This is a genomic window from Gordonibacter massiliensis (ex Traore et al. 2017) (assembly GCF_019731765.1).
In the GTDB taxonomy this organism is placed as follows: Bacteria; Actinomycetota; Coriobacteriia; order Coriobacteriales; family Eggerthellaceae; genus Gordonibacter; species Gordonibacter massiliensis.
Window position 1 is genome coordinate 74,830 of the sequence record NZ_JAASIO010000003.1, and the last position, 19,905, is coordinate 94,734.

A 19,905-nucleotide genomic window follows, 5' to 3' on the forward strand; every position below is an offset into this window, starting at 1 on the left:
GGAAGGGGGATCGACCGAAGCTCCGATCGAACAAGGATCCTACTGGAAAGCAAGGGGGTTGATTATTCTCATGTCCGACAACAAGCAACAAGGCACGTCGCTCGGCAAGCGGTTAGCGCTTATCGGCGTCGCCATCGCCATCATCGTGATAGCGCACTTCCTTCCCACGCCGGAAGGGCTGTCCTACGCGGGCAAGATGGCCATCGCGCTCATGGTGTCCGGCATCGTGCTCTGGGTGACGGAACCCGTGCCCATGGCCATCTCGGGCCTGGCGCTCATGTGCCTCATGCCGGGATTCGGCATCTTCCCGTACAACGGCACACCGGGCGTCTGGGCGAACTTCATCAGCAACGTCATCTTCTTCATCCTGGCGTCGTTCGGCATCACGTCGGCGCTGCTGAAGACGAAGATTCCGACGAAGATCGTGTTCACGCTCATGCACATCACGAAGGGCAACGCGAAGCTCACGGTGCTCATGTTCATGGTGGCAACGGCCGTGATCTCGGCGTTCGTGTCGAACCTGCCCTGCACGGCCCTGTTCGCGGGCATCGCCATGTCCAGCATCATCGAGGTCGAGCAGAAGAACGGCACCGCGAAGCACGCCGCCAACCTGGGCAAGGCGCTCATGATCGGCATCGCCTACGCCTCGTGCATGGGCGGCATGATCACGCCGGCGGGCTCGGCGCTGAACATCATGACGCTGAACATGCTGGGCGCGAACGCGGGCTTCACCATCTCGTTCCTCGACTGGGTCATCATCTGCGCGCCCATCGCCATCATTTTGCTGGTGGTGTGCTGGCTGTCCGTCACGCTCATCTTCAAGACGGACCGCATTTCCGAGGAGACCATGCTCGCCATCGAGAAGTCGGGCGCGTCGGTGGGCAAGCTCGATATGTTCGACAAGAAGGTGCTCGCCATCCTCGCGCTCATGATCGTGTGCTGGATCGCCAGCAACTGGACGGGCTGGGACGCCACAGCCATCGCCGTCGCGGGCCTGGCGCTGTTCTTCCTGCCGGGTATCGACGTGCTCACGTGGAAAGAGTACATCGCCAGCGTGCAGTGGGCCATCGTGCTGCTCATCGGCTGCGTGCAGTCCATCGCGGGCGGCATCAAGGAGCAGGGCGCGGCCAGCTGGCTGTTCGGCGCCACCGTGGGCAAGATGGCCGTGTCGGCCTTCGCCGTGATCGCCGCCACCGCCGTGGCACTGCCGCTCATGCGCCTCATCATCCCGGTTGGCCCGGCGCTCATCGCCATCAGCCTCATTCCGCTTGCGGCCATGGGTCCGGGCATGGGCGTGTCGGCCGCCGTGTTCGCCATCATCATCGCGTTCAACGCCAACACGACGTTCCTGTTGGGCGTGGACAGCAACAACATGATGACGTTCAAGCACAACCAGTGGAAGATGGGCGAGTTCTTCAAGGCCGGCATCGCGCCGACCATCGCCATGATGATCCTCCACGCCACCATCCTAGCTCCGCTCGTGAGCATGGTGGGGTACTGATTCTCGGCAGCGCAACGCGGTTTGTTCGCCTGCAAGGCCCGCATCGTTTCGGTGCGGGTCTTTTTCGCGCTTGATGAGCCATCGGATTCGGCGCACAATGGATGCGGGCCGCAGCGGTGGCGGCCGCGTCAGGGGAAGTCAGGGGAAAGGGGAACGGACATGATAGAGGGTATCGCGTTCGACGCGTACGGCACGCTGTACGACGTGTACTCGGTGGAGCGGAAGTGCGACGAGGAATACCCCGGCAGCGGAGCGGGCATCAGCCGGCTGTGGCGGCAGAAGCAGCTGGAGTACTCGTGGCTGCGCACGCTCATGGGGCGCTACGTCGACTTCTGGCACGTGACCGAGGACGCGCTGCGCTACACGCTGGCCGAACTGGGGTTGCCGGCCGACGAGGGAAAGATCGAGCCCCTCATGGCCTCTTACCTGGAGTTGGAGATGTACCCCGAGGTCATCGAGGCCATGGCGTGGTTCGGCGCGCGCAAGAAGGCCATCCTCACGAACGGCAACCTAGGGATGATCGAGCCCCTTGTGGCGCGCACGGGGCTGGACGAGCATTTGGACGCCTGCTTGAGCGCCGACGAGGTGGGGCTGTTCAAGACGCGGCCGGAGGTGTACCAGCTGGCCGTCGACCACCTGGGCATCGCGCGGGAGCATCTGCTGTTCGTGTCCTCGAACGGATGGGACGTGGCCGGCGCCAAGGCGTTCGGCTTCACCGTCGGCTGGCTGAACCGCCGCAACCTGCCCCCGGAGGAGCTGGGCGTGCGCGCGGACTACGTGGCGGGCAACCTGCTGGAGCTGGCGGAGCAGGTGGAAGGGATATAACAGCGTTCGCGGCGTCACATGGCTACAAAGCGATTTCATTAGTCGAAATTATCGATCATAGTCGACGTTTCGCATGGTTTCCCGGCATGTTGTCGAGCATACTCGACGACTTTGCCGGGAACTCGCTTTCCTCTATGCTAAACCACCGTTGTCATGCACCCAGCCGCGTTGTCATCCTGAGCGGAGGCGGCGCGAGCCGCCGGAGTCGAAGGATCCCGTGCGGCGACAGCCGGAGACGCCTCAGCTGCCGCCGCACGGGATCCTTCGACTCCGGCCTTCGGCCTCCGCTCAGGATGACAACGCGCTGGCTCGCGGAATGTCAACGGTGGGTTTAACATTGAGGCGCTTTCTATGCGGCGCTCCCTGAAACGGGCCTCGCTGCTTCGTCGGCAGCAGCCGTGGCAGAAACCTCGACGTCCTCGAACTCGAAACCGGGCTTCGTACACACGGTGCAAAAGGCAGGGCGACGACCGGCCACGATGAGGCCGCAGGAAGGGCAGCGCGAAAGGGGCTCGGCCGGACGGGCGCCCTCGGCCAGGTCGAGGCAGAGGCACGCGGCCGCCTGCTCCACTTCCTGCAGCTGGCGGTAGAGCCTTGCGATGTCGCGGTGGCCGTGCACGCGGGCGCGTGCGGCGGCGTCGCGGCAAGGCCCCGTGCTCCAAGCGTCGGCGCGCACGGCCACCTCGCGCAGGGCGTCGTCGAGACTTGTCGGCAAAGGCGGGCGCGACGCGGGATCCACGCTTTCGGCGTGCAACGGCCCGCGGAAATCCTCGATCGCGGCCAAATGGGCCCGCTCGCCGTCGGCCAGCGCATCCAGCACGGCACCGTCCTGTGCGCGACCTCCGGCGCGGGCGGCGTCGGCCAGCATCCCGTAGGCGCGCTTCTCCGCCAAGCAATGGGCGCGTGCGGCCTGCAAATCGTCGTACACCGCGCCCACGTTCTCCCGCGTGAAGGCCGCCGCCTTGCGCGCCCGATGGCGACGGTACGCGCGCATGCCCAGCAGTTCCAACGCCACGAGGCCGACGACAACCGCGATCAGCAGCACGATGGTGTCCATGAACGTTCCTTTCCTCCGAAAAACGGCCGCACCCTGAACGTGGATGCGCAGGGGCTGTCCCCCAAGCATCGCCAGAATGCTTTCCGTAGGGCAAGGGCTCTGCTCTTGCCGCACTACCAGCTGCGTTCTCCCAGGTCGACGGCAAGGGCAGAGCCCTTGCCCTACGGAACAGCTACCGACAGCGCCCCGTTCCAACCACATGCGATACATCTCTGCGAATAGCGAGACGGCCGGAAGCGCGAACGCGCTTCCGGCCGGCGCACGGGACCTTCCCCCTACTCGCCCAGGGCGAACACCGCCTGCTTCGCCTTGGCGGCCAATTTGGCGTTCAACTCCTCCAGCGGGCCGTACTCGAGGCATTTCGCCTGGCAGTGCTGCACGCAGGTGGGCACCTTGCCCAGCTCCCGGCGCGCGGCGCACAGGTCGCATTGGTCGGTGGGCACGGGCATGTAGGCCAGCTGCCACACGTCCTCGTCGATCTTCCACGGACCTATCTCGTTCACGAGGATGCCCGTCTGCCCCACCGGGTAGCCGTGCTCCATCTGGCATGCGAACTCGCACGAATGGCAGCCGGTGCACCATTCGTAGTCCACCAAGATTCCGTACTGGGCCATCGTTACTCACCGTCCTCTAGCTTGTAGAGCTTGCAGATGCTCGTCTTGTAGTTGGAACCGAACCCGCTCTTGCCGGGGCTGTACACCATAAGGTTGTTGATGTTGTACTCGAACACGTCGAAGAACTTCTCCGGGTCGCTCTCCGGCTTCCACCACGCGTGGTCGCAGGCCACGATGCGCGGGTCGGTGAGGATGGGCGTCGATTCGATCTTGATCTTGGCGCGGCCGTTCTGGTTCTCGATCCACACCCACTCGCCGTCCTCCATGCCCAGTTCGGCCAGCTTATCGGGATGCACCTGCACGATGGGGTCGGGATGCATCTTGCGCAAACGCTCGATCTGGCGATGCTCGGAGTGGAAGTAATTCCAGTTGCGCGCGCCCGTGGTCAGCACCAGCGGATACTGCGCGAACAGCTCGGGCGTGGAGCCGGGACCGGGGTCGGGCTCCTCGAAGTACGGCAGCGGATCGAGCTCGGCCGCGTTGTAGAACGTCGACCACAGCTCGATGCGGCCGGTGGCCGTCTGGAAGCCGGGCTTGCCGTCCTCGCGCATCTTGCCGCATCTGTACTTGTAGTACTCGACCGGCAGGTACACGGGCGCTTCCTCGCGCAGCTCCTCCCACGAGTAGCCGGTGGGCTTCAGCAGCTCGGTGAACATCTCCTCGGGCGTCTCCCACGGCCAGGCCTCGGGGTTGAAGCGCTTGCCCAGCTCCAGGTTGATCTGCATGTCGGACTTGCACTCGCCGATCTGCGTGACCTTGTTGATGACCTCGCCGCGCTGCGGGCCGTCGCCCACGCGGATGCCGTTGCGCTCGGGGAACGTGGCCGCGGGCAGCACCACGTCGGCCAGCGCCATGATGGTGGGCGTCATGAACAGGTCCACCGACACGATGAAGTCGCACTTGCCGAACGCCTTGTACACGCGCTGCGGGTCGGCGGCCATGCAGGCCAGGCCGTTCGTGGTCTGGAAGTGCGCGCCGTGGATCTCGTAGGGCACGCCCGTCTCCATGGTCTCGATGAGCACGTCGGGCGAGGACTGCTTGAAGCCCATCTGCAGCAGGCGGTAGCGGTCGAGACCCAGGCGCTTCGGCTCCTGCTCCTCAGGCAGCAGGTCGCGGCCCCAGCCGCCGGAGTACGCCATGATCTCCGCCGGAGGCACCAAGCCGCCCGGGCAGTCGATGTTGCCGGTGATCTGGAACAGCGCCGCGATGGCCTGGCCGGCGGGAATCGCCTCGCGCGTCATGTCGATGGCCAGGCCCCACTGCAACGTGGCCGGCTTCGCCGCGGCCAGCATGCGGGCAGCGCGCACGATCTTGTCCTCGGGGATCCAGGTGATCTCGGCCACGCGGTCGGCCGGGTACTCCTGCACGCGCTCCTTCAGCTCGTCGAAGCCGTAGCACCAGCAGTCCACGAACTCGTGATCGTAGATCTCCTCGTTGATGATGACGTTGAGCATGCCCAGCGCCAGCGCCGCGTCGGTGCCGGGGCGGATGGGCAGGTGCAGGTCGGCCTTCGCCGCCAAAAACGTCACGCGCGGGTCGATGACCACGGTCTTCATGCCGCGCTTCATGAGGTCGATGACCCAATGGCCGAAGAAGCCGTCCGAGTTCGCGATGATGGGGTTGTTGCCCCATACGAACATGACCTCGGGCATGGTCCAGCCGGGGTGGTCGTAGCGGTCCGTGAAGTGCTGGGCCACGTCGGCGATCCAGAACGAGCCCGTCGTGGCGGCCATGCCGGCCACGCGCGGCAGGTAGCACGCGTTGCCCGAGAGCACGTTGCCGTAGTTCGGGCTGCCGAACGACCAGCACAGGCGCGACTGCCACGGCGCGATGTCGCGGCCGGTGCCGTGGATGAACACCACCGATTCGGCACCGTACTTCTCCTTGATGGCGTTGAACTCGCGCTCGACGATGTCGTACGCCTCGTCCCAGCTCACACGCTCCCACTTGTTCTTGCCGCGGTCTTCGCGGGCGCGCTTCATCGGGTACGTGAGGCGGTCCTTATGGTTCACGATCTCGGGCATGTCCAGGCAGCGCACGCACAAACGGCCCTCGGTCATCGGGTTCTCGGGGTCGCCCTCGACCTTGACGAGCTTTCCCTCCTTGTCGGTGTACAGCAGCACGCCGCACCCCAGGTGGCACCCCGGCCCCGACCACGCGCTGCCGCGCGTCACCGTGTACTCGCCCTCTTGGTACTGCCACGGCTTCTCATGCGGGATGGTGATGCCCTCTGATTTCTCCATGCTTCGCCCTCCTTGGTTCTCTCGTCGAATAGCACTGGGCACAGCATGCCGTGCGAGACGGGGCGGCGAATCGCCGCCGGGACGTGAAATCGCGCGGCGGGCGTCAGAATATGGGATTGATGAGGCAGGAAGGGCGGCATACTACCCACGGCAGTATGCCGTGCGACGTGGTTGTTGGGCGGTCGGCTCCTTCCCTATCGCAGCTTCAGCTGGGCGCGCTCGGGCAGCAGCGGGTTGATGAGCGCGAAGATGCGGCGGGCGTCTTCCACGACGTTCTCGCCCTCGATGCGCGCGTCCTTCGCCGAGGGGAACACGATGGCGTCCGCGCCCAAGCCCAGCACGTCGCGCACGAGCGGCACCTCGGCCGGATAGCCGTACGTGCCCGTCCAGTGCCCGCCGATGCCGGGCGTGGTCTCGATGAGGCGGAAGTTCAAACGGCGCACCCACGAAGGGTGGCAGAGCGGGAAGTACAGCTTCTGCGGGTTCACGCGCTCGTCGGGATCCTTGAGCAAAAACTCGCTCACGTGCACGTCGCAATCGTTCTCCGACATCTCGAACACGTGCAGGTCCACGGAGAACCCCACGAGTTCGATGGCCTCGGCCGCCGCGAGCGCCACGGCTCCGCGGTGCATGATGAGCGCGCGGCGCGTGCTGCCGTCGCACGACGTGTTCAGGTAGAGGGCCACACGCCGCTTCTTGCGCGGGGGCATGTTCACCATGGAAAGCGGGCTGCCCTCCAAATACGCCTTCACGTCGGGCGCGAAGCCCACGTAGTCGTGGAACGTGCGCTGCGACTCCAGCGGCAGATCCAGCGCGCGGCGCACCTCGCCCACCAGGTGCATGAGCTCGTCGAAGCCGTCGTGATCGCCGAAGCGGCATATCTTCACGGCCTCGTCGAACGAGCGCGTCATCATGAACTGGTCGTCTTCGGACGTCTCCTGCAGCGACGTCTCCACCGTGGCGAACGCGGGCGCGGTTTCCGCCTGCTGCACGTAGGTGAGGAATTCGTCGAGCGAGGCGAACGTGAAGTGCATCACCCGCTTATCGCCGTGACGGTACGTGCGGAACATGAAGCCTTCCCTTCCTTTCCAACGCCTCGTTCCGGGTGGACCGCTTCGCCAGCCCGCCCTGCGCCGCTCCCGTTATTTTTCCACGCGCATGGCGGTGATCTGGGCGTAGTATGGGTTGTGTTCGCTTGCGCCTTCCCCCTTCATGGCGCCGATGACCACGTTGAGGTCGTCCTGCGACAGGCTGCGGATCACGTTCGTGCGCAGGATGGTCTCGCGGTCGATGCCCGCGAGCTCCTTCTTGTAGCACTTGCCGATGGCGCGCGTGGACACGATATGCGGGATGCGGCACGCATCCACGGCGTCGCGGAACGCCCACATGAACGCCAGCAGGTCGTCTGCGGGGTACAGCGCACGCTCGAGCCGGCGATCGTAATCGAAGAACACCAGGTCGAACCGGTCGAGCGTGGCCCCGTCCAGCACGTTGCGGCCCACGTAGAGCAGGTTGCTGCCCTTGCCCCAGGTGTTGGCCGCCGCCACGCAGCGGAAGTCGGGATGGCGGCGAATGGTCTCGTGCGGAAAGGCCATGTAGCCGTTCGCCAGCGCCGAGTTGATGACGATGAGCGCGGCCGGATCGGAGTTGTCTATCTCGTCGAGGAAGAACACGCCGCCGTTTTTGAACGCCTTGTAGAACTCGGTGTCGCGGTACGTGCCGCCCGCGTCGATGAAACCGGTGAGCTTGAACTCGTTGGAAGCGTTGTTCGTGTAGTACATGGGCAGGCCCAAGCCCTCGGCGATCTGCGACACGGCGAAGTTCTTGCCCGATCCGGCCGGCCCCACCAGCATCACGGGCTCGTCCAGCTGCACCTGCGCGAGCACCTGCTCGTACTTCTCGTGGTAGTAGGCGCAGCCCGTGCGCGCCAGCTCGACGCCGCCCAGGTTCACCACGTTCACCTGCGGAGTCGCGTTGTGCGCGAGATAGCTTTCCAACATGGCTCGGCACTTCGCGTCGAACTCGTCGGCCACGGCGCGTTCCAGATTCAGCTTCTCCATCTGGTCGGACACCGCCTGCGCCAAATGCGAGCGCACGACGTCTTCCAACGTGGCGTCCACGAACGAGGCCACGCGCTCGCCCGGTTCGCAGCCGGCGAAGTAGTCGGCGAAGGCGCGATCCATCGTGGAAGCCAGCGTCTCGTCGGCCGCCTGCTCCACGATGCCGTTCACCAGCGCGATGATGTCGCGGGCGTTGGCGTAGTTCGACCGGATGCCCGCATCGTCGGCCGCGCGCGGCGTCGGCGTGCGGAACGCGGCGAAGGTGCCGGTCGCCAAGGAGGGAAGCCCGCGCGTCCGTGCCCTCCCTTCGTGCCTGACCGGAAAGATACCCACAGAGGCGGCTTGCTGGCCGCCCGCCAGGTCAACCGAACCCGCAACGCCGCCGCTCCCCTCGCTCTCCGGCAACTCCCCGCAGCATGCTCCGCTGTCGAAGTACGTGAACGGCTTCACCGGCAGCGCATCGGCGCAGAAACCGCGCAGCACGGCCTCGTCGTTCGAGAACATGAGGCCGCCGCCCGGCGTGGCGCCGTAGAACAGGTTGCCGTAGTTCTCCTGCTCGCCCGAATCCACTCCGCGCGCAGCCACCAGCCGACCGCGTTCGACGTCGAAGAACGCCGCTGAGAACGGCATGGCCTTCGCCAACAGGTTGAACGCGTCGGTGTCGAAGTCCGCGAACGCGTCGCGCACGACGCGCTGGTCGGCGTCGCGATCATGCGGGTCGTACCGCCCGCCCGCCAAGCGCCGGGCGGTGTCGTGCAGCAGCTCCAGGTCGTAGCCGCCCACGGCCAGGACGCCCGAGCCCACCTCGGGGTCGCGGCAGTTCTTCGCGTAGGAGTCCAGCACGATCTTCCCGAACACGGCCTTGGCGTCGCACGCTGGATCCTTGCCGCCTGCGGTGCGTGCTGCCGCTTCGCGAGCAGCCGTCCCGCAGGCGGCTGCGGCGGAAGCGGTCGACGCGCGAGCGGCCGCAGCGGGAGCCTCCGATCGATGCGCGGACGCGGCGACAGCCGCCGGATCGTCGTCGCGCGCGCCGCTGGCCGTTTTGTCAGCGCCGGGCATGGCGGCTGCCCCGTCGGCGCCGGGCGCTGCCGCAGCCGGCACGGCGAGCACCTTCACGGTGCAGTCATAGTTGCGGTTCGCCTCGACGAGCGCCTGTTCAATGGCTTTTTCGTCCACGTCGCTGCCCACGTAGGCAATGAACGTCTCCCTCACGACACCCTCGATTCTCTCGGCGGTTCGATCGCCATAGTATATCATATTTTGTAACTTAAGTTATATTTTTGACTGTAAAGGAAATCGCGGCTGCTCTATACTGGGTTCCCATGGGGTACGCGAAAAACGATGCGCGGGCTGGCCGCCGAGCTTCCACGATCGGGAGGGAAAAACATGCCGAACATCAGCAACGAGGCGTTTTCGCTCGACGGAGTGGAGCTGCCGTCCGACTTCCCCTACCGGGCCTACGTGATGGAGCCCCATTGGGAACGCCTGGTGGGCCTAGGCGACGAGGTGGTGCTCGAGCGGGGCGAGCAGTTGCACGCCGAACGCGATGCGCGCTTCTGCTACCTGGTGCTCGACGGCATGGTGGGGTCCTCGAACCCCGCGCCCGCCGGATCGCCCCAGCATGGAGCCTTCTTTTTGCGCGGCAGCCTGTTCTTGGAGTCGAACGCGCTCTCGGGGCTTCCATCCGACACGGTGTTCACCGCCTTGGAGCGCACGACGCTCGTGCGCATCGGCCGCGAGCGCATGAAGGCGGCCATGATGGCCGACGGCGACGTGTTCGACCTGGTTATCTGCTCGCTCGCGCATAAGTTCTTCTCGGCAAACGAGCGGCTGCGCGAGACGGAGCGCTACGACGTGCGCATGCGCGTGTACCTCATGCTGCTGGGATTCGCGAAGGACTGCGACGAGCCATTGGGCGACGACTGGTACCGTATCACGTTCAAGCTTACCCAGCAGATGATCGGCGACATGCTGGGCGCCAACCGCGTAACCGTGAACACCGCCGTGCGCAACTTGGCCGACGAAGGCGTCGTGGACAAGCGCGACGGCTCCTACCTCGTGCGCGATCCCAAGGGGCTGATCGTCTAGCCGCTTCGTCGCCGCTTTCAAAACGATTCAGCACGAAGGTCCTCTGTGCTAAACCACCGTTGACACTACGCAAGCCGACGCATTGTCATCCTGAGCGAGCGGAGCGAGTCGAAGGATCCCGCGCGGCGACAGCCGGAGGCACCTTCAGCTGTCGCCGCGCGGGATCCTTCGACTCCGGCGGCTTTCGCCGCCTCCGCTCAGGATGACAACCCGGCCGGGTGCATGTCAATGGTGGCTTGACATAGAGCGAAGGTCCTTGTCGCACAAAAATCACCGATGTCCCCGCATACGCTTCGCCTCTCAGTGGCTTTCTCTTTTCACGAGCTGGGGAAAGGGCAGCGTAGCTGGATGCCAGCGGGTTGCAAAGTCGTTTTCGACCCTGTTCATGCGGGGACATCGGTGATTTTTGTGCGACGCGACCTCTTTGCGCGAACGCAAGACGAACCGTTTCGATCAAAAGCAGCAGTGGGTTACTTGGACAAGAGGGAAGCCTCGGCGGGGGGTGCCTCGGCGGCGGCAAACCCAACAAAGCGGGCAGCCGGCGAGCGAAGGGCGCTTTGTGGACATCGCTTGGGGTTCCTCCCCTCTTCACACTGCGTGCTATAATCGAATTAGTTTGATTATCGAAGTATTTCGCCATCCATCGCGCACCGCCGTAGCCGCTTCCGGTACCGCGCCGCGCGTTCGAGACGGCTGAAGGCAGGAGATCATTGTGGGCAGTGCATTGGTGGGATTCGGCAAGGCGGTTCCGGCGCTCGAGGTGCAAAACGACGACCTGAAGGCGCTCGTTGACACGAACGACGAATGGATCAGGACGCGTACCGGCATCGAAAGCCGGCACGTCGCCGTTGCCGAGTCGAACGCCGATCTGGCCGAAGCGGCCGCGCGCGAAGCTCTGGGCTGGGCCGACGGCGGCTTCGCCGAGCGGCGCTTCGAGGCGGGCGAAATCGACCTGGTGGTGTTCGCCACCATCACGCCGGACATGGTGGTTCCTTCCATGGCGGGGCTGCTGCGCCGGCGCTTGGGCCTCGAGAACGCCATCGCCTTCGACTTGAACGCCGCCTGCACGGGCTTCGTCTACAGCCTAACCGTGGCCGAAACCATGATGGCCGCCTCCGCCCCCGGCGCGCCGGGGGCCGCCGGACGCAACCCCGTGCGCCGCGCGCTCGTAGTGGGATCCGAACGCCTGACCCACTTGACGAACTGGGCCGATCGCAACACGTGCGTGCTGTTCGGCGACGGCGCGGGCGCGGCCGTACTCGAATGGAGCGACGAGCGCCCGGGCATCCTGAGCAGCTTCATCGTGAACGAGGACGACGTGACGAACGCCCTCTCCTGTCCTTCGGCGTACGACGCGCCCCAGCCCTTCGACGCGAACGGCGTCGCGCCCGGCGTCACCACGCACGACGCGGCCGCCTCCCGTATCGCCGAGGAGCTCGACGTGCTCGAGGCCGTGGAAGCCGGCCGACCGCGCCAGACCATCTACATGAACGGCCAGAAAGTGTTCAAGTTCGCCGCCGAGGCCATGACCGAAGCCGTGAACCGCGCGCTCGAGCGCGCCGACGTTTCGCTCGACGAGGTGGCGTGCATCGTCCCCCACCAGGCCAACGAGCGAATCATCAAGTACGCCGCCAAGAAGCTCGACCGTCCCATGGATCTGTTCCAACTGTCCATCGCGCATGCGGGCAACACCTCGGCCGCCAGCCTGCCTATGGCGCTGGCCGAAGCCTATGCCTCCGGCCGCATCAAGCGCGGCGACAAGGTGGTGCTCGTGGCCTTCGGCGGCGGCTTCACCTCGGGCGCCGTGGTGTACGAGGCGTAGAAAAGGGCTCGTTCGGTCAATAAACTGAGGGTTCCAATAATGCAGAAAGGGCGACGCATCATGCGCCGCCCTTTCGTTTTGCACAAAACTATTGCTGAGCTACCGAGCTTTGCGCCGCATCCACGCCACGGTACCAGCCGCCAAGCAGGCAAGCATACCGAGCACGAGTGCCGTAGCGCCCACCGGGTCACCCGTGGAGGCGAGCGCCGACCCGTTCCCACCGGCAGGGAGCGCAGCGGGCTTCTGGTCATCCGAGCCCTGGCCGCCCGAACCCTGCTCGCCCTCGTCCTTCGAGGGCACACCCGTCACCACGTAGTCGCTGAAGTGCTCGGTGACGAAGCAGAGGTAGTCACCTTCCACCCATGTCTGCTTGTCCTCCACCGTGCCGTCCTCGCCCACGTAGTGCACCTGCAGATCCATGCCCTGCCCGAGCAGCGCGCGCATGGAGTCAGTGAGGGCCATCTTCACGGTGAGCGTCACCGCGCCGTCCTCGCCGGCGGACAGCACGATCTCCTCGCCGTTGTCCTTGGCGAAGTGGATGTCGAACGTCTCAGCCACCACCGCACCGTCGGCCGCAAGCTTCTCCACAGCCGCCTTGGCGGGGGCGGTCAGCTCGGCGATGGCCTGCACCGCCAGGTTGAGGCCCTCTTCCGCATGCTTCTTGAGCACTTCGACCGTCGCGGAGTCTGTGGCGGCCACGCTGGCGGAAAAGCCTGAACCGGCAGGCGTCTTGGCCATCTCCATCGCCTTCACCGTGAGCGCGCAGGCGGCGGACTTACCACCGGCTGAAGCGACGATACTCGCCGAGCCGGCCGCTTTGATGGCCACGTTGCCGTCCGCGTCGACCGTCACCACGGCTGGGTTAGTCGAGATCCAGGTGACGTCGGGATCGTCGGCGTCGGCCGGGTCGACCGTCGCCTTCAGCGTGAACGCGCCGTCACCCACCGTAGCCGTCTTGGACGTCTCGGAGATCGACACGCTCTTAACCGGATTCGTCACATAAACGGTGCCGGTAGAAGCGAGCCAGGTGTCCCCCATCTCAGTTTCCCCCAAGTGCACCTCGGCCTTTATCTTCGTAGTACCCGTGGACACGGCCGTCACCGTGCCGTCGGACACCTTGACAACCGCCTCGTTGCTCGAAGACCACACGATGGCGCCAAGGTCATCCACCTCGCCGGGCAAGGCACCGGCTGGCGACACCGTAACGTCAGCCGTTTCGCCTTTGACGAGATTGAGCGGAGAAGGCTCGACCCTGCCGAGCGTAATCGCAGGGTTCTTCACGGTTACCGCGCAGGTGTCGGAGAAGTCGCCGTCCAACGTCGTGACCGTGATCGTGGCCGCACCCTTGCCCACCGACGTCACGACGCCATCGGCGGCCACCGTCGCGACCGACTCGTCCGACGATGCCCACGTCACGTCCTTGTTCGTGGCGTTATCGGGCGCGACCGTCGCTTTCAGCGCCGAGGACTCGGCACCGGTGAGCGTGAGCTCGTGCTTGTCAAGCGCGACGCCCTCCGCGTGCTGCTTCACCGTCACCTCGCACGACGCCGTGTAGCCGCCGTCGACCGTCGTGGCGGTGACGGTGGCCGTGCCCGCCGCCACCGGCGACACGTTGCCGTCGGCATCTACCGCAGCCGCCCCCACGTTGGATGATTTCCACGTCACCGCCTTGTTGGAGGCCGTGGTAGGAGCGACCGTCGCCGTCAGCTTCGACGCATCCGCACCCACGTACAGCTCGAGCTCGGCGGCGTCCAGCGAAACGCCCGTGACGGGCGTGGTTACCGTGATGGCTTGCGTCTCGTCGTTCGCAACACCCGCCACGACCTGGATGGATGCCTCGCCGTTGCCCACCGCCGTCACCAGACCGGATTGGTCGACCGCGAGAACGTCCTCGTCGGAGGACGACCACACCACCTCGTCGGTGGAGTCGGTCGGCACGACCGTGGCCGTCAGCTGTTGCGTGTCGCCGACCTTCATCGCGCCGTCGGCGGCCGATATGGTCACATCGGTAGCAGGAACGCTCTTCTCGACTACGGTCACCTCGAACGTGTCGGACACCGAACCGACGGTGGCCGTTATGGTTGCCTTGCCGAGCGCGATGGGAGTCACTTTGCCGGACGCATCGACGGTGGCGACCGACGCGTCGGAGGAAACCCACTTGAGCGTGTCCGCATCGTCGGCGTCGGCCGGCGTGACCGCCGCCGAAAGCTGCAATGTGGAGCCCAGCTCAACCGAGTCGGAATCGCCTGTAACCTCCACCGCCGTCGCCGGATTGCCTGTTGGCGCGTCAGCGGGAACTACGTGCACGGTCAGTTCGTCGAACTGCGTTACGCCCCATTGGTCGATGTACTCAATGGAGCCGCCCATATCGCCACCGGTTAACACGTTGGCGGAAACGGTAGCATCCCCCACGTTGCGACCGTAGATCTGAGATACGTAATGAGGCAAGCTATCATCGAGATTGCCGTCGAGATTCCATTTTATGGGAGCAATGTAACCGTTACTGCTTTTGAACACCAACAGCCCACCAATGCCGGCAAGATAAGGATCAAGCTTGTCCATGCCCTCGACCAACTTCGACAGGTCGAAAGCTTCCCCTTGTTTGATGGTGATTTCGGTTCGCGAAAGGGAAAGTTTCTCGACTTCCCCCATCCTGTCCATCACCGTCACCGTGCACGTTCCCTTGTTGCCCCAAACATCTTCCACCGTCACATGCGCCGTCCCCGCCGCCTTGTATTGGAGCATGAGCTGGTTTCTTTGCGAATCGCGCACAACTGAAACGATATCTTCGTTGTCGCTTGTAGCGCTATACACGTCCTGGCATTCAGCGGAAACTATTGGGTAGCCATAAGTGAACCCGTTGCCATGCACTCCGGTGACAGAACTAAGAGCGTCGTTTTCAACATAAGAAGCGATGCTGCCATAAGGCGATACGACTGTATTGGAGTTGGAGTAGCCCCCCTCGGAATATTCCGTGGGAAACACCGTGATGGCTTCGAGCACGTTTAGCGTCGGGTTCGGCAACTCCACCACTTCCACCTGAAAAGTCGCAGGGTCGGTGTAAACTGGCTCTCCGTCAATATAGTCCACTCCCCTTACGGTAACCGTTGCGGATCCGAGGCCCTTGGGAATGAGAAGCGCCGTTCGGGTAACCGTTTCACCCATTATGTCAATACCCAGCGAGCCCGCCACTATCGATTCGTCGGATGATTTCACCTCGATAGAGCTTGAGCCTGCTTGGGGACGACCCGGATCCTCCGTCGTTGTCTCAATAGGCACCCTTGTGCCGTAAGACTGATGCGTTTCGCCGCAAATAGCGCAACTGCCAGGAAGAGGCACTTCGACCGATTCAACATCGCAGCTCACAGCAACAACGGGATTGTCACTTGCCGCCACAACGAAGTCGACCGTCTGCTCTCCCGCATAGGTTCCATAATCCCCTTCAAACGAATACCTGACGGTTAGTTTTGTCGTGCCAGCCTTTAATGTAGCAAGGTTCAGTGTGGGATATCCGTACTCTTCGGTGATTTTCACTGAAGCAATCGAAGGATCGCTCGAAGTCGCCGTGAAGTTTGATGCCGCACCGCGCGCATTGGCATCCTCCTTCCAATAGTTCGAGGATTCTTCGCTTGAAGGATGATAGCAGCTCGAAAGACCGTATTCGCGACTCTCTCCGGGCAGCATCGATCCTTGGTAATCCAACGGATTGAACACCTGCACGCTCGACGACAAACCGCTGTCGCCTTGGGGCAGCACAGCGCTTTTCCCAAAACGAGCAACGAGCGCATCGGTATCGTTGATACGGTTGTATTGGCAGTTGAAATAGTCGACACTCTCCGGGATGCTCGCCGCATCGAGCTCAGTCAATTGGTTGCCGGACAAGCTCAAGCTCTTGAGCTTCGAGCATTGGGAAACGTCAATGGCCGATAGGTCGGTATCGGAAAACGACAGGTAATTCAATTCGGATAACTTCGAGGCATCGAACGCATCGAAGCCAAACTGGCTTCTGGCTTGAAACTGCATCAGACCCTTCCATTGCGGCAGGGAAAAGTCGGGGATTTCCAATGCGCCGCAGTTCATTATGGTAAGTGACGACAGCTTCGCGCAGTTATCTGTATTGACTGAACTCAACGCTTTGCATCTGTCATAGGAAATATTGGCAAGCTCAGGCAAGCCGCCCATATTCACGGATTCCACTTTAGGCAGCCTGGAAAAACTCACCGTCTTAACCGCGAGGCACTGAGTTAGATCGATGGAAGTAATCGCGTCGTTCTTCCAGTTGTCCTCGCCCATGCCGCCGACAAGCGAATCGCTTCCGCCGATGCTGATGCTTGCCGGCGTCACGCTCTCGTGGATGGTTTCAGTGCCGTCCTCGGCGCGTTCGACCACATCGAATTTCGCCGGCACCACCAGCGTTCCCGAAGCGTTCTCCACGTTTCTAAGCGTCACGTAGGGGTTGCCGCGTTGAACAGTTCCATCTTCGTTGTAGAGCGGGTAGCCGTTCTCGTCGTAAGCGACGGGATAGTACACGGTTCCGATAAACTTCGGCTCAGAGGCGAACGCCTGTTCAGCCGAGATAGCCGGCACGAGCGCAAAGGCCAATATGGCAGCCATCGCCATTCGGATAATTTTTGCGTGCAGCGTACCTTCGCTTAACCGCCCGATTGCTTCACATGTGCCCATAGTCACTCCCTGTTGGACCCTGCCAGCCCACTCGCTTACAGCTTTCACCTGTACAAACACAGATTTTATTGAGTATAGGCTACGCCGTCGCACAAAGGGGATTGAGCAACATTGCTATGTTTTGCCAAAGAGGCCGCTTCGCCGATCCTGGGATTCGGACAGTTTACCGTCCCGGCAAAGCCTTCCGCACGGCCCGGGCGGTGAGCACGCCGGCGACCAGCTTCACGCCGTCGACGACGAGGAACGGCGCGACCGCCGTGGCGAACGCGGCCTCGGGCCCGAGCCCTGCCACGCCCATGAGCTGAACCCAGCCGCACACGTACATCACCAGCAGAAACAAGAAACCAGCCACGACGTCGACGGCAAGCGCGCGACGTTTTCCCCTGCCGCCTTTCGCAATGCCGTCGCCCGGTCCACTCTCGGCTGCCGCGCCGCGCCGTAACCGAGCATCCACAAGGCGCAGGAACGCCAGCGCCACGATGGCCCCCAGCAAGAATCCCCACAGAAAACCGCCCGTCGGCCCGGCCAGCACGCCTATGCCGCCGCGCATGGACGAGAACACGGGCAGCCCCACGGCGCCGATGACCAAATACCCTCCGATAGCCGCAAGACATTCGCCCGGCGTCAACACCAGCAGCGCGAACACCATCACGAACGTTTGCAGCGTGAACGGCACCGGCCCGAACGGCACCGATACCCACGCCGACACCGCCATGAGCGCGATGGACAGCCCCACGAACGCCACCGAACGCGTGCGGACGCGCGACGCGCCCCCCATCTCCTTTGCCTGTTCCATGGTTCGAATCTCCTTCTCGGACGCATGCGCCGATACGCTTTTGCTTGTCGTTCACCAGCCTAGCGCATGGCACGGCGCCGCGTCTCCCGAGAAGACCGCAGAGGGTGACAACGCGAAGGCGGCTCGCCGGCTGCCTTCGCAGGTTAACTCCGGTTGTGGGAAGGTGCGAGGCTAGAACTTCGCCTCGATCTCGCCGCGCTCGAGCTTCTTCAGGCGGCGCATTTCCACGATGATGAAGATGACGGTGGTGAAGATGGACAGGAAGTCCGCGAGCGGCGTGGCGAAGTACAGCGCGTCGAGCCCGGTGAACTGCGACATGATCTGCGGCAGCACCTCAGGCAGCGCGAACAGCAGCGGCACGAGGAACAGTATCTGGCGCGTGAGCGACAGCACGATGGACTTGAGCGGCTGCCCCGTGGCCTGGAAGTAGTTCGAACCCACGATTTGGAAGCCCACGAACGGCAGCATGAACAGCTGCACCTTGAGCGCGAACACCGTGAAGTCAACGAGACCCGGGTGCGTGATACCGAACACCCCCACAATGGCCTCGGGGAACAGGTGCACGACGGCCCACATGACCGTACCGAGCACCGTGGCGCCGGCGATGCCGCACCACAGCGTCTTGCGCACGCGGTCGATGAGCTTCGCGCCGTAGTTGAAGCCCAGCAGCGGCTGGATGGCCACGGCCACGCCCACGAGCGGCAGCACGGTGAACATGGCGATGCGCTGCACCACGCCGATGGACGCGAGCGCGTCGTCGGCCCCGATGGGGCTGAGCGCGCCGTATTTCACGAGCATGCTGTTGATGACGAAGTTCACCACCGCCATACCCGCCTGCACGGCAAAGCTGGCGAACCCGAGCGACAGGATGGTGCCGATGACCTTGAGATGCGGGGTCATATAGCGGAAATGCAGCTTGAGCGGCACCTTCTTCGTGAAGATGAAGTACCACAGCACCGACACGCACGAAGCGCCTTGGCCGATGATGGTGGCCAGCGCGCTGCCCTCCACGCCCCAGCCGAACCGAAGGACGAACAGGTAGTTGAACACCAGCGACACCACCAGGCCTATGAGCATGGTGACGAGCGCACGGTTGGGCGCGCCGGCCGTGCGGATGAAGTTGTTCACGCCCATGCCGATGCACTGGAAGATGAAGCCGAAGCAGATGATCTGCAGGAACGCATGCGCATAGGGTCGCACGTCGTCGGTGGCGCTCGAAAGCGTGAGCAGGCTGTCGATGACGGCCGGGTTCAGCGCCGCGATGCCCACGATAGCTGACACCACCACGCTCAGCAGCACCGTGTTGCCCAGGCTGATCTCGGCGTCCACGCGCCGCCCCTCGCCTAGGCGCAAGGCCGCAAGCGCGTTGCCGCCGTTGCCGATGAGCATGGATATGGCCATGAACACGATCATGATGGGGTTGGCCACCGTGGCGGCGGACAGGCCGATCTCGCCCATGGCCTGTCCAAGAAAGATGGAGTCGACCACGTTGTAAGCGCCGTTCACCACCATGCCCAGGATGGCGGGAATGGCGAACTCCGTGATGAGCCGCGGGATGGACGCCGTGCCCATGCGGCTGACCTTGCTGTCGCGCTCGGGGTTCTTCGGGTCTTTGCCGAGCGGCGCGCCCGTGCTTTCTTCGTTGAGGTCGAGGGGGAGTTTCGCCTTCGTCGCTGCAGCTGCTGCCATGTCTCGAGGTGCCTTTCTCATTTTTGCGGAACGAGATATTTTACTCGCGCGCACATACTTAGGAGAACACCTTGCGAGCGGATACACAAACCGACCATAGCGAATCGCCGCCAATGGACTGATTCAAGCGCTAGGCGGCAGAAAAAGCGTGCGAAGGGACGCGGTTCCCGAATCGATTGCAGGCTGAAAAGCGCAATATGTTCCTTGTCCGAAACGTAACGAGCGAGCGCCCCTCCCCTTCATTACTGTTTAGACCCGCCTTCGTAGGGCCATTTTCTTTTGATCCTGCTTTTCAAGAGACTACAACGAGAAGGATCCTGCGGGGTTGCTAGCAGACCCGCCCCGGCCGTTGCCGACCCGAGAGCTCAAAATTCTATCCCAAAGCCGTTTTCTGCTAAAAAATGGCGTTTGTGAATGATCTATTATAAGGATAGTTAGGCTTACAAGTAATTTATCTGGGCTTTTATTTAATGATAATTTTACTAATATATAAAAAGGCTCGAACAATCGTTCACAAACGCCGTTTT

General features: G+C 63.4%; 12 protein-coding genes. 4 read left to right on the forward strand and 8 right to left on the reverse strand.

Annotated features, from left to right (window positions below; translation table 11 throughout):
- Positions 1-70: 70 nt before the first annotated feature.
- On the forward strand, positions 71-1,501 hold the full coding sequence (locus HCH03_RS05510) for an SLC13 family permease (RefSeq protein WP_221688684.1): 1,431 nt from the start codon (positions 71-73) through the stop codon (positions 1,499-1,501).
- Positions 1,502-1,660: 159 nt separating this feature from the next.
- Positions 1,661-2,326, forward strand: a complete 666-nt coding sequence (locus HCH03_RS05515) for a haloacid dehalogenase type II (RefSeq protein WP_221688685.1) — start codon at positions 1,661-1,663, stop codon at positions 2,324-2,326.
- Positions 2,327-2,675: 349 nt separating this feature from the next.
- Here the strand turns inward: HCH03_RS05515 and HCH03_RS05520 are convergent, their stop codons facing one another.
- The 5 genes from HCH03_RS05520 to HCH03_RS16770 form a co-directional block, all read right to left on the reverse strand.
- Positions 2,676-3,383: a hypothetical protein gene (locus HCH03_RS05520; protein ID WP_221688686.1), complete on the reverse strand. Its 708-nt coding sequence runs from the start codon at positions 3,381-3,383 to the stop codon at positions 2,676-2,678.
- A gap of 275 nt (positions 3,384-3,658) precedes the next feature.
- Positions 3,659-3,997: an oxidoreductase gene (locus HCH03_RS05525; RefSeq protein ID WP_221688687.1), complete on the reverse strand. Its 339-nt coding sequence runs from the start codon at positions 3,995-3,997 to the stop codon at positions 3,659-3,661.
- Between the two features lie 2 nt (positions 3,998-3,999).
- Entirely contained in the window at positions 4,000-6,240 is a 2,241-nt protein-coding gene (locus HCH03_RS05530) for a molybdopterin-dependent oxidoreductase (protein ID WP_221688688.1), read from the reverse strand.
- Between the two features lie 194 nt (positions 6,241-6,434).
- Positions 6,435-7,310 carry a DUF7192 family protein gene (locus HCH03_RS05535; protein ID WP_221688689.1) on the reverse strand — a complete coding sequence of 292 codons (876 nt, stop codon included), beginning with the start codon at positions 7,308-7,310 and terminating at the stop codon, positions 6,435-6,437.
- Between the two features lie 72 nt (positions 7,311-7,382).
- The gene (locus HCH03_RS16770; protein WP_221688690.1) at positions 7,383-9,512 is read right to left on the reverse strand and encodes an AAA family ATPase; all 2,130 of its coding nucleotides are present in this window, start codon (positions 9,510-9,512) and stop codon (positions 7,383-7,385) included.
- Positions 9,513-9,686: 174 nt separating this feature from the next.
- Between HCH03_RS16770 and HCH03_RS05545 the strand changes: the two genes are divergently transcribed.
- Positions 9,687-10,388, forward strand: a complete 702-nt coding sequence (locus HCH03_RS05545; RefSeq protein ID WP_221688691.1) for a Crp/Fnr family transcriptional regulator — start codon at positions 9,687-9,689, stop codon at positions 10,386-10,388.
- Between the two features lie 712 nt (positions 10,389-11,100).
- A complete protein-coding gene (locus tag HCH03_RS05550; RefSeq protein WP_221688692.1) occupies positions 11,101-12,210 on the forward strand; it encodes a beta-ketoacyl-ACP synthase 3 in 1,110 nt (369 codons plus the stop codon).
- A 99-nt stretch (positions 12,211-12,309) separates the two neighbouring features.
- Here the strand turns inward: HCH03_RS05550 and HCH03_RS05555 are convergent, their stop codons facing one another.
- The 3 genes from HCH03_RS05555 to HCH03_RS05565 all read right to left on the reverse strand — a co-directional run bounded on the left by HCH03_RS05555 (position 12,310) and on the right by HCH03_RS05565 (position 19,378).
- On the reverse strand, positions 12,310-16,893 hold the full coding sequence (locus HCH03_RS05555) for an Ig-like domain-containing protein (protein ID WP_221688693.1): 4,584 nt from the start codon (positions 16,891-16,893) through the stop codon (positions 12,310-12,312).
- Positions 16,894-17,056: 163 nt separating this feature from the next.
- On the reverse strand, positions 17,057-17,689 hold the full coding sequence (locus tag HCH03_RS05560) for a biotin transporter BioY (RefSeq protein ID WP_221688694.1): 633 nt from the start codon (positions 17,687-17,689) through the stop codon (positions 17,057-17,059).
- A 171-nt stretch (positions 17,690-17,860) separates the two neighbouring features.
- Positions 17,861-19,378: an MATE family efflux transporter gene (locus tag HCH03_RS05565; RefSeq protein WP_185904480.1), complete on the reverse strand. Its 1,518-nt coding sequence runs from the start codon at positions 19,376-19,378 to the stop codon at positions 17,861-17,863.
- Positions 19,379-19,905: the final 527 nt, after the last annotated feature.

What these genes read in the sequence shown, in the direction of transcription:
- HCH03_RS05510 (WP_221688684.1), top strand. Translation starts at nt 71, where the DNA reads ATGTCCGACAACAAGCAACAAGGCACGTCGCTCGGCAAGCGGTTAGCG.
- HCH03_RS05515 (WP_221688685.1), top strand. Translation starts at nt 1,661, where the DNA reads ATGATAGAGGGTATCGCGTTCGACGCGTACGGCACGCTGTACGACGTG.
- HCH03_RS05520 (WP_221688686.1), bottom strand. Translation starts at nt 3,383, where the DNA reads ATGGACACCATCGTGCTGCTGATCGCGGTTGTCGTCGGCCTCGTGGCG.
- HCH03_RS05525 (WP_221688687.1), bottom strand. Translation starts at nt 3,997, where the DNA reads ATGGCCCAGTACGGAATCTTGGTGGACTACGAATGGTGCACCGGCTGC.
- HCH03_RS05530 (WP_221688688.1), bottom strand. Translation starts at nt 6,240, where the DNA reads ATGGAGAAATCAGAGGGCATCACCATCCCGCATGAGAAGCCGTGGCAG.
- HCH03_RS05535 (WP_221688689.1), bottom strand. Translation starts at nt 7,310, where the DNA reads ATGTTCCGCACGTACCGTCACGGCGATAAGCGGGTGATGCACTTCACG.
- HCH03_RS05545 (WP_221688691.1), top strand. Translation starts at nt 9,687, where the DNA reads ATGCCGAACATCAGCAACGAGGCGTTTTCGCTCGACGGAGTGGAGCTG.
- HCH03_RS05555 (WP_221688693.1), bottom strand. Translation starts at nt 16,893, where the DNA reads ATGGGCACATGTGAAGCAATCGGGCGGTTAAGCGAAGGTACGCTGCAC.
- HCH03_RS05560 (WP_221688694.1), bottom strand. Translation starts at nt 17,689, where the DNA reads ATGGAACAGGCAAAGGAGATGGGGGGCGCGTCGCGCGTCCGCACGCGT.
- HCH03_RS05565 (WP_185904480.1), bottom strand. Translation starts at nt 19,378, where the DNA reads ATGGCAGCAGCTGCAGCGACGAAGGCGAAACTCCCCCTCGACCTCAAC.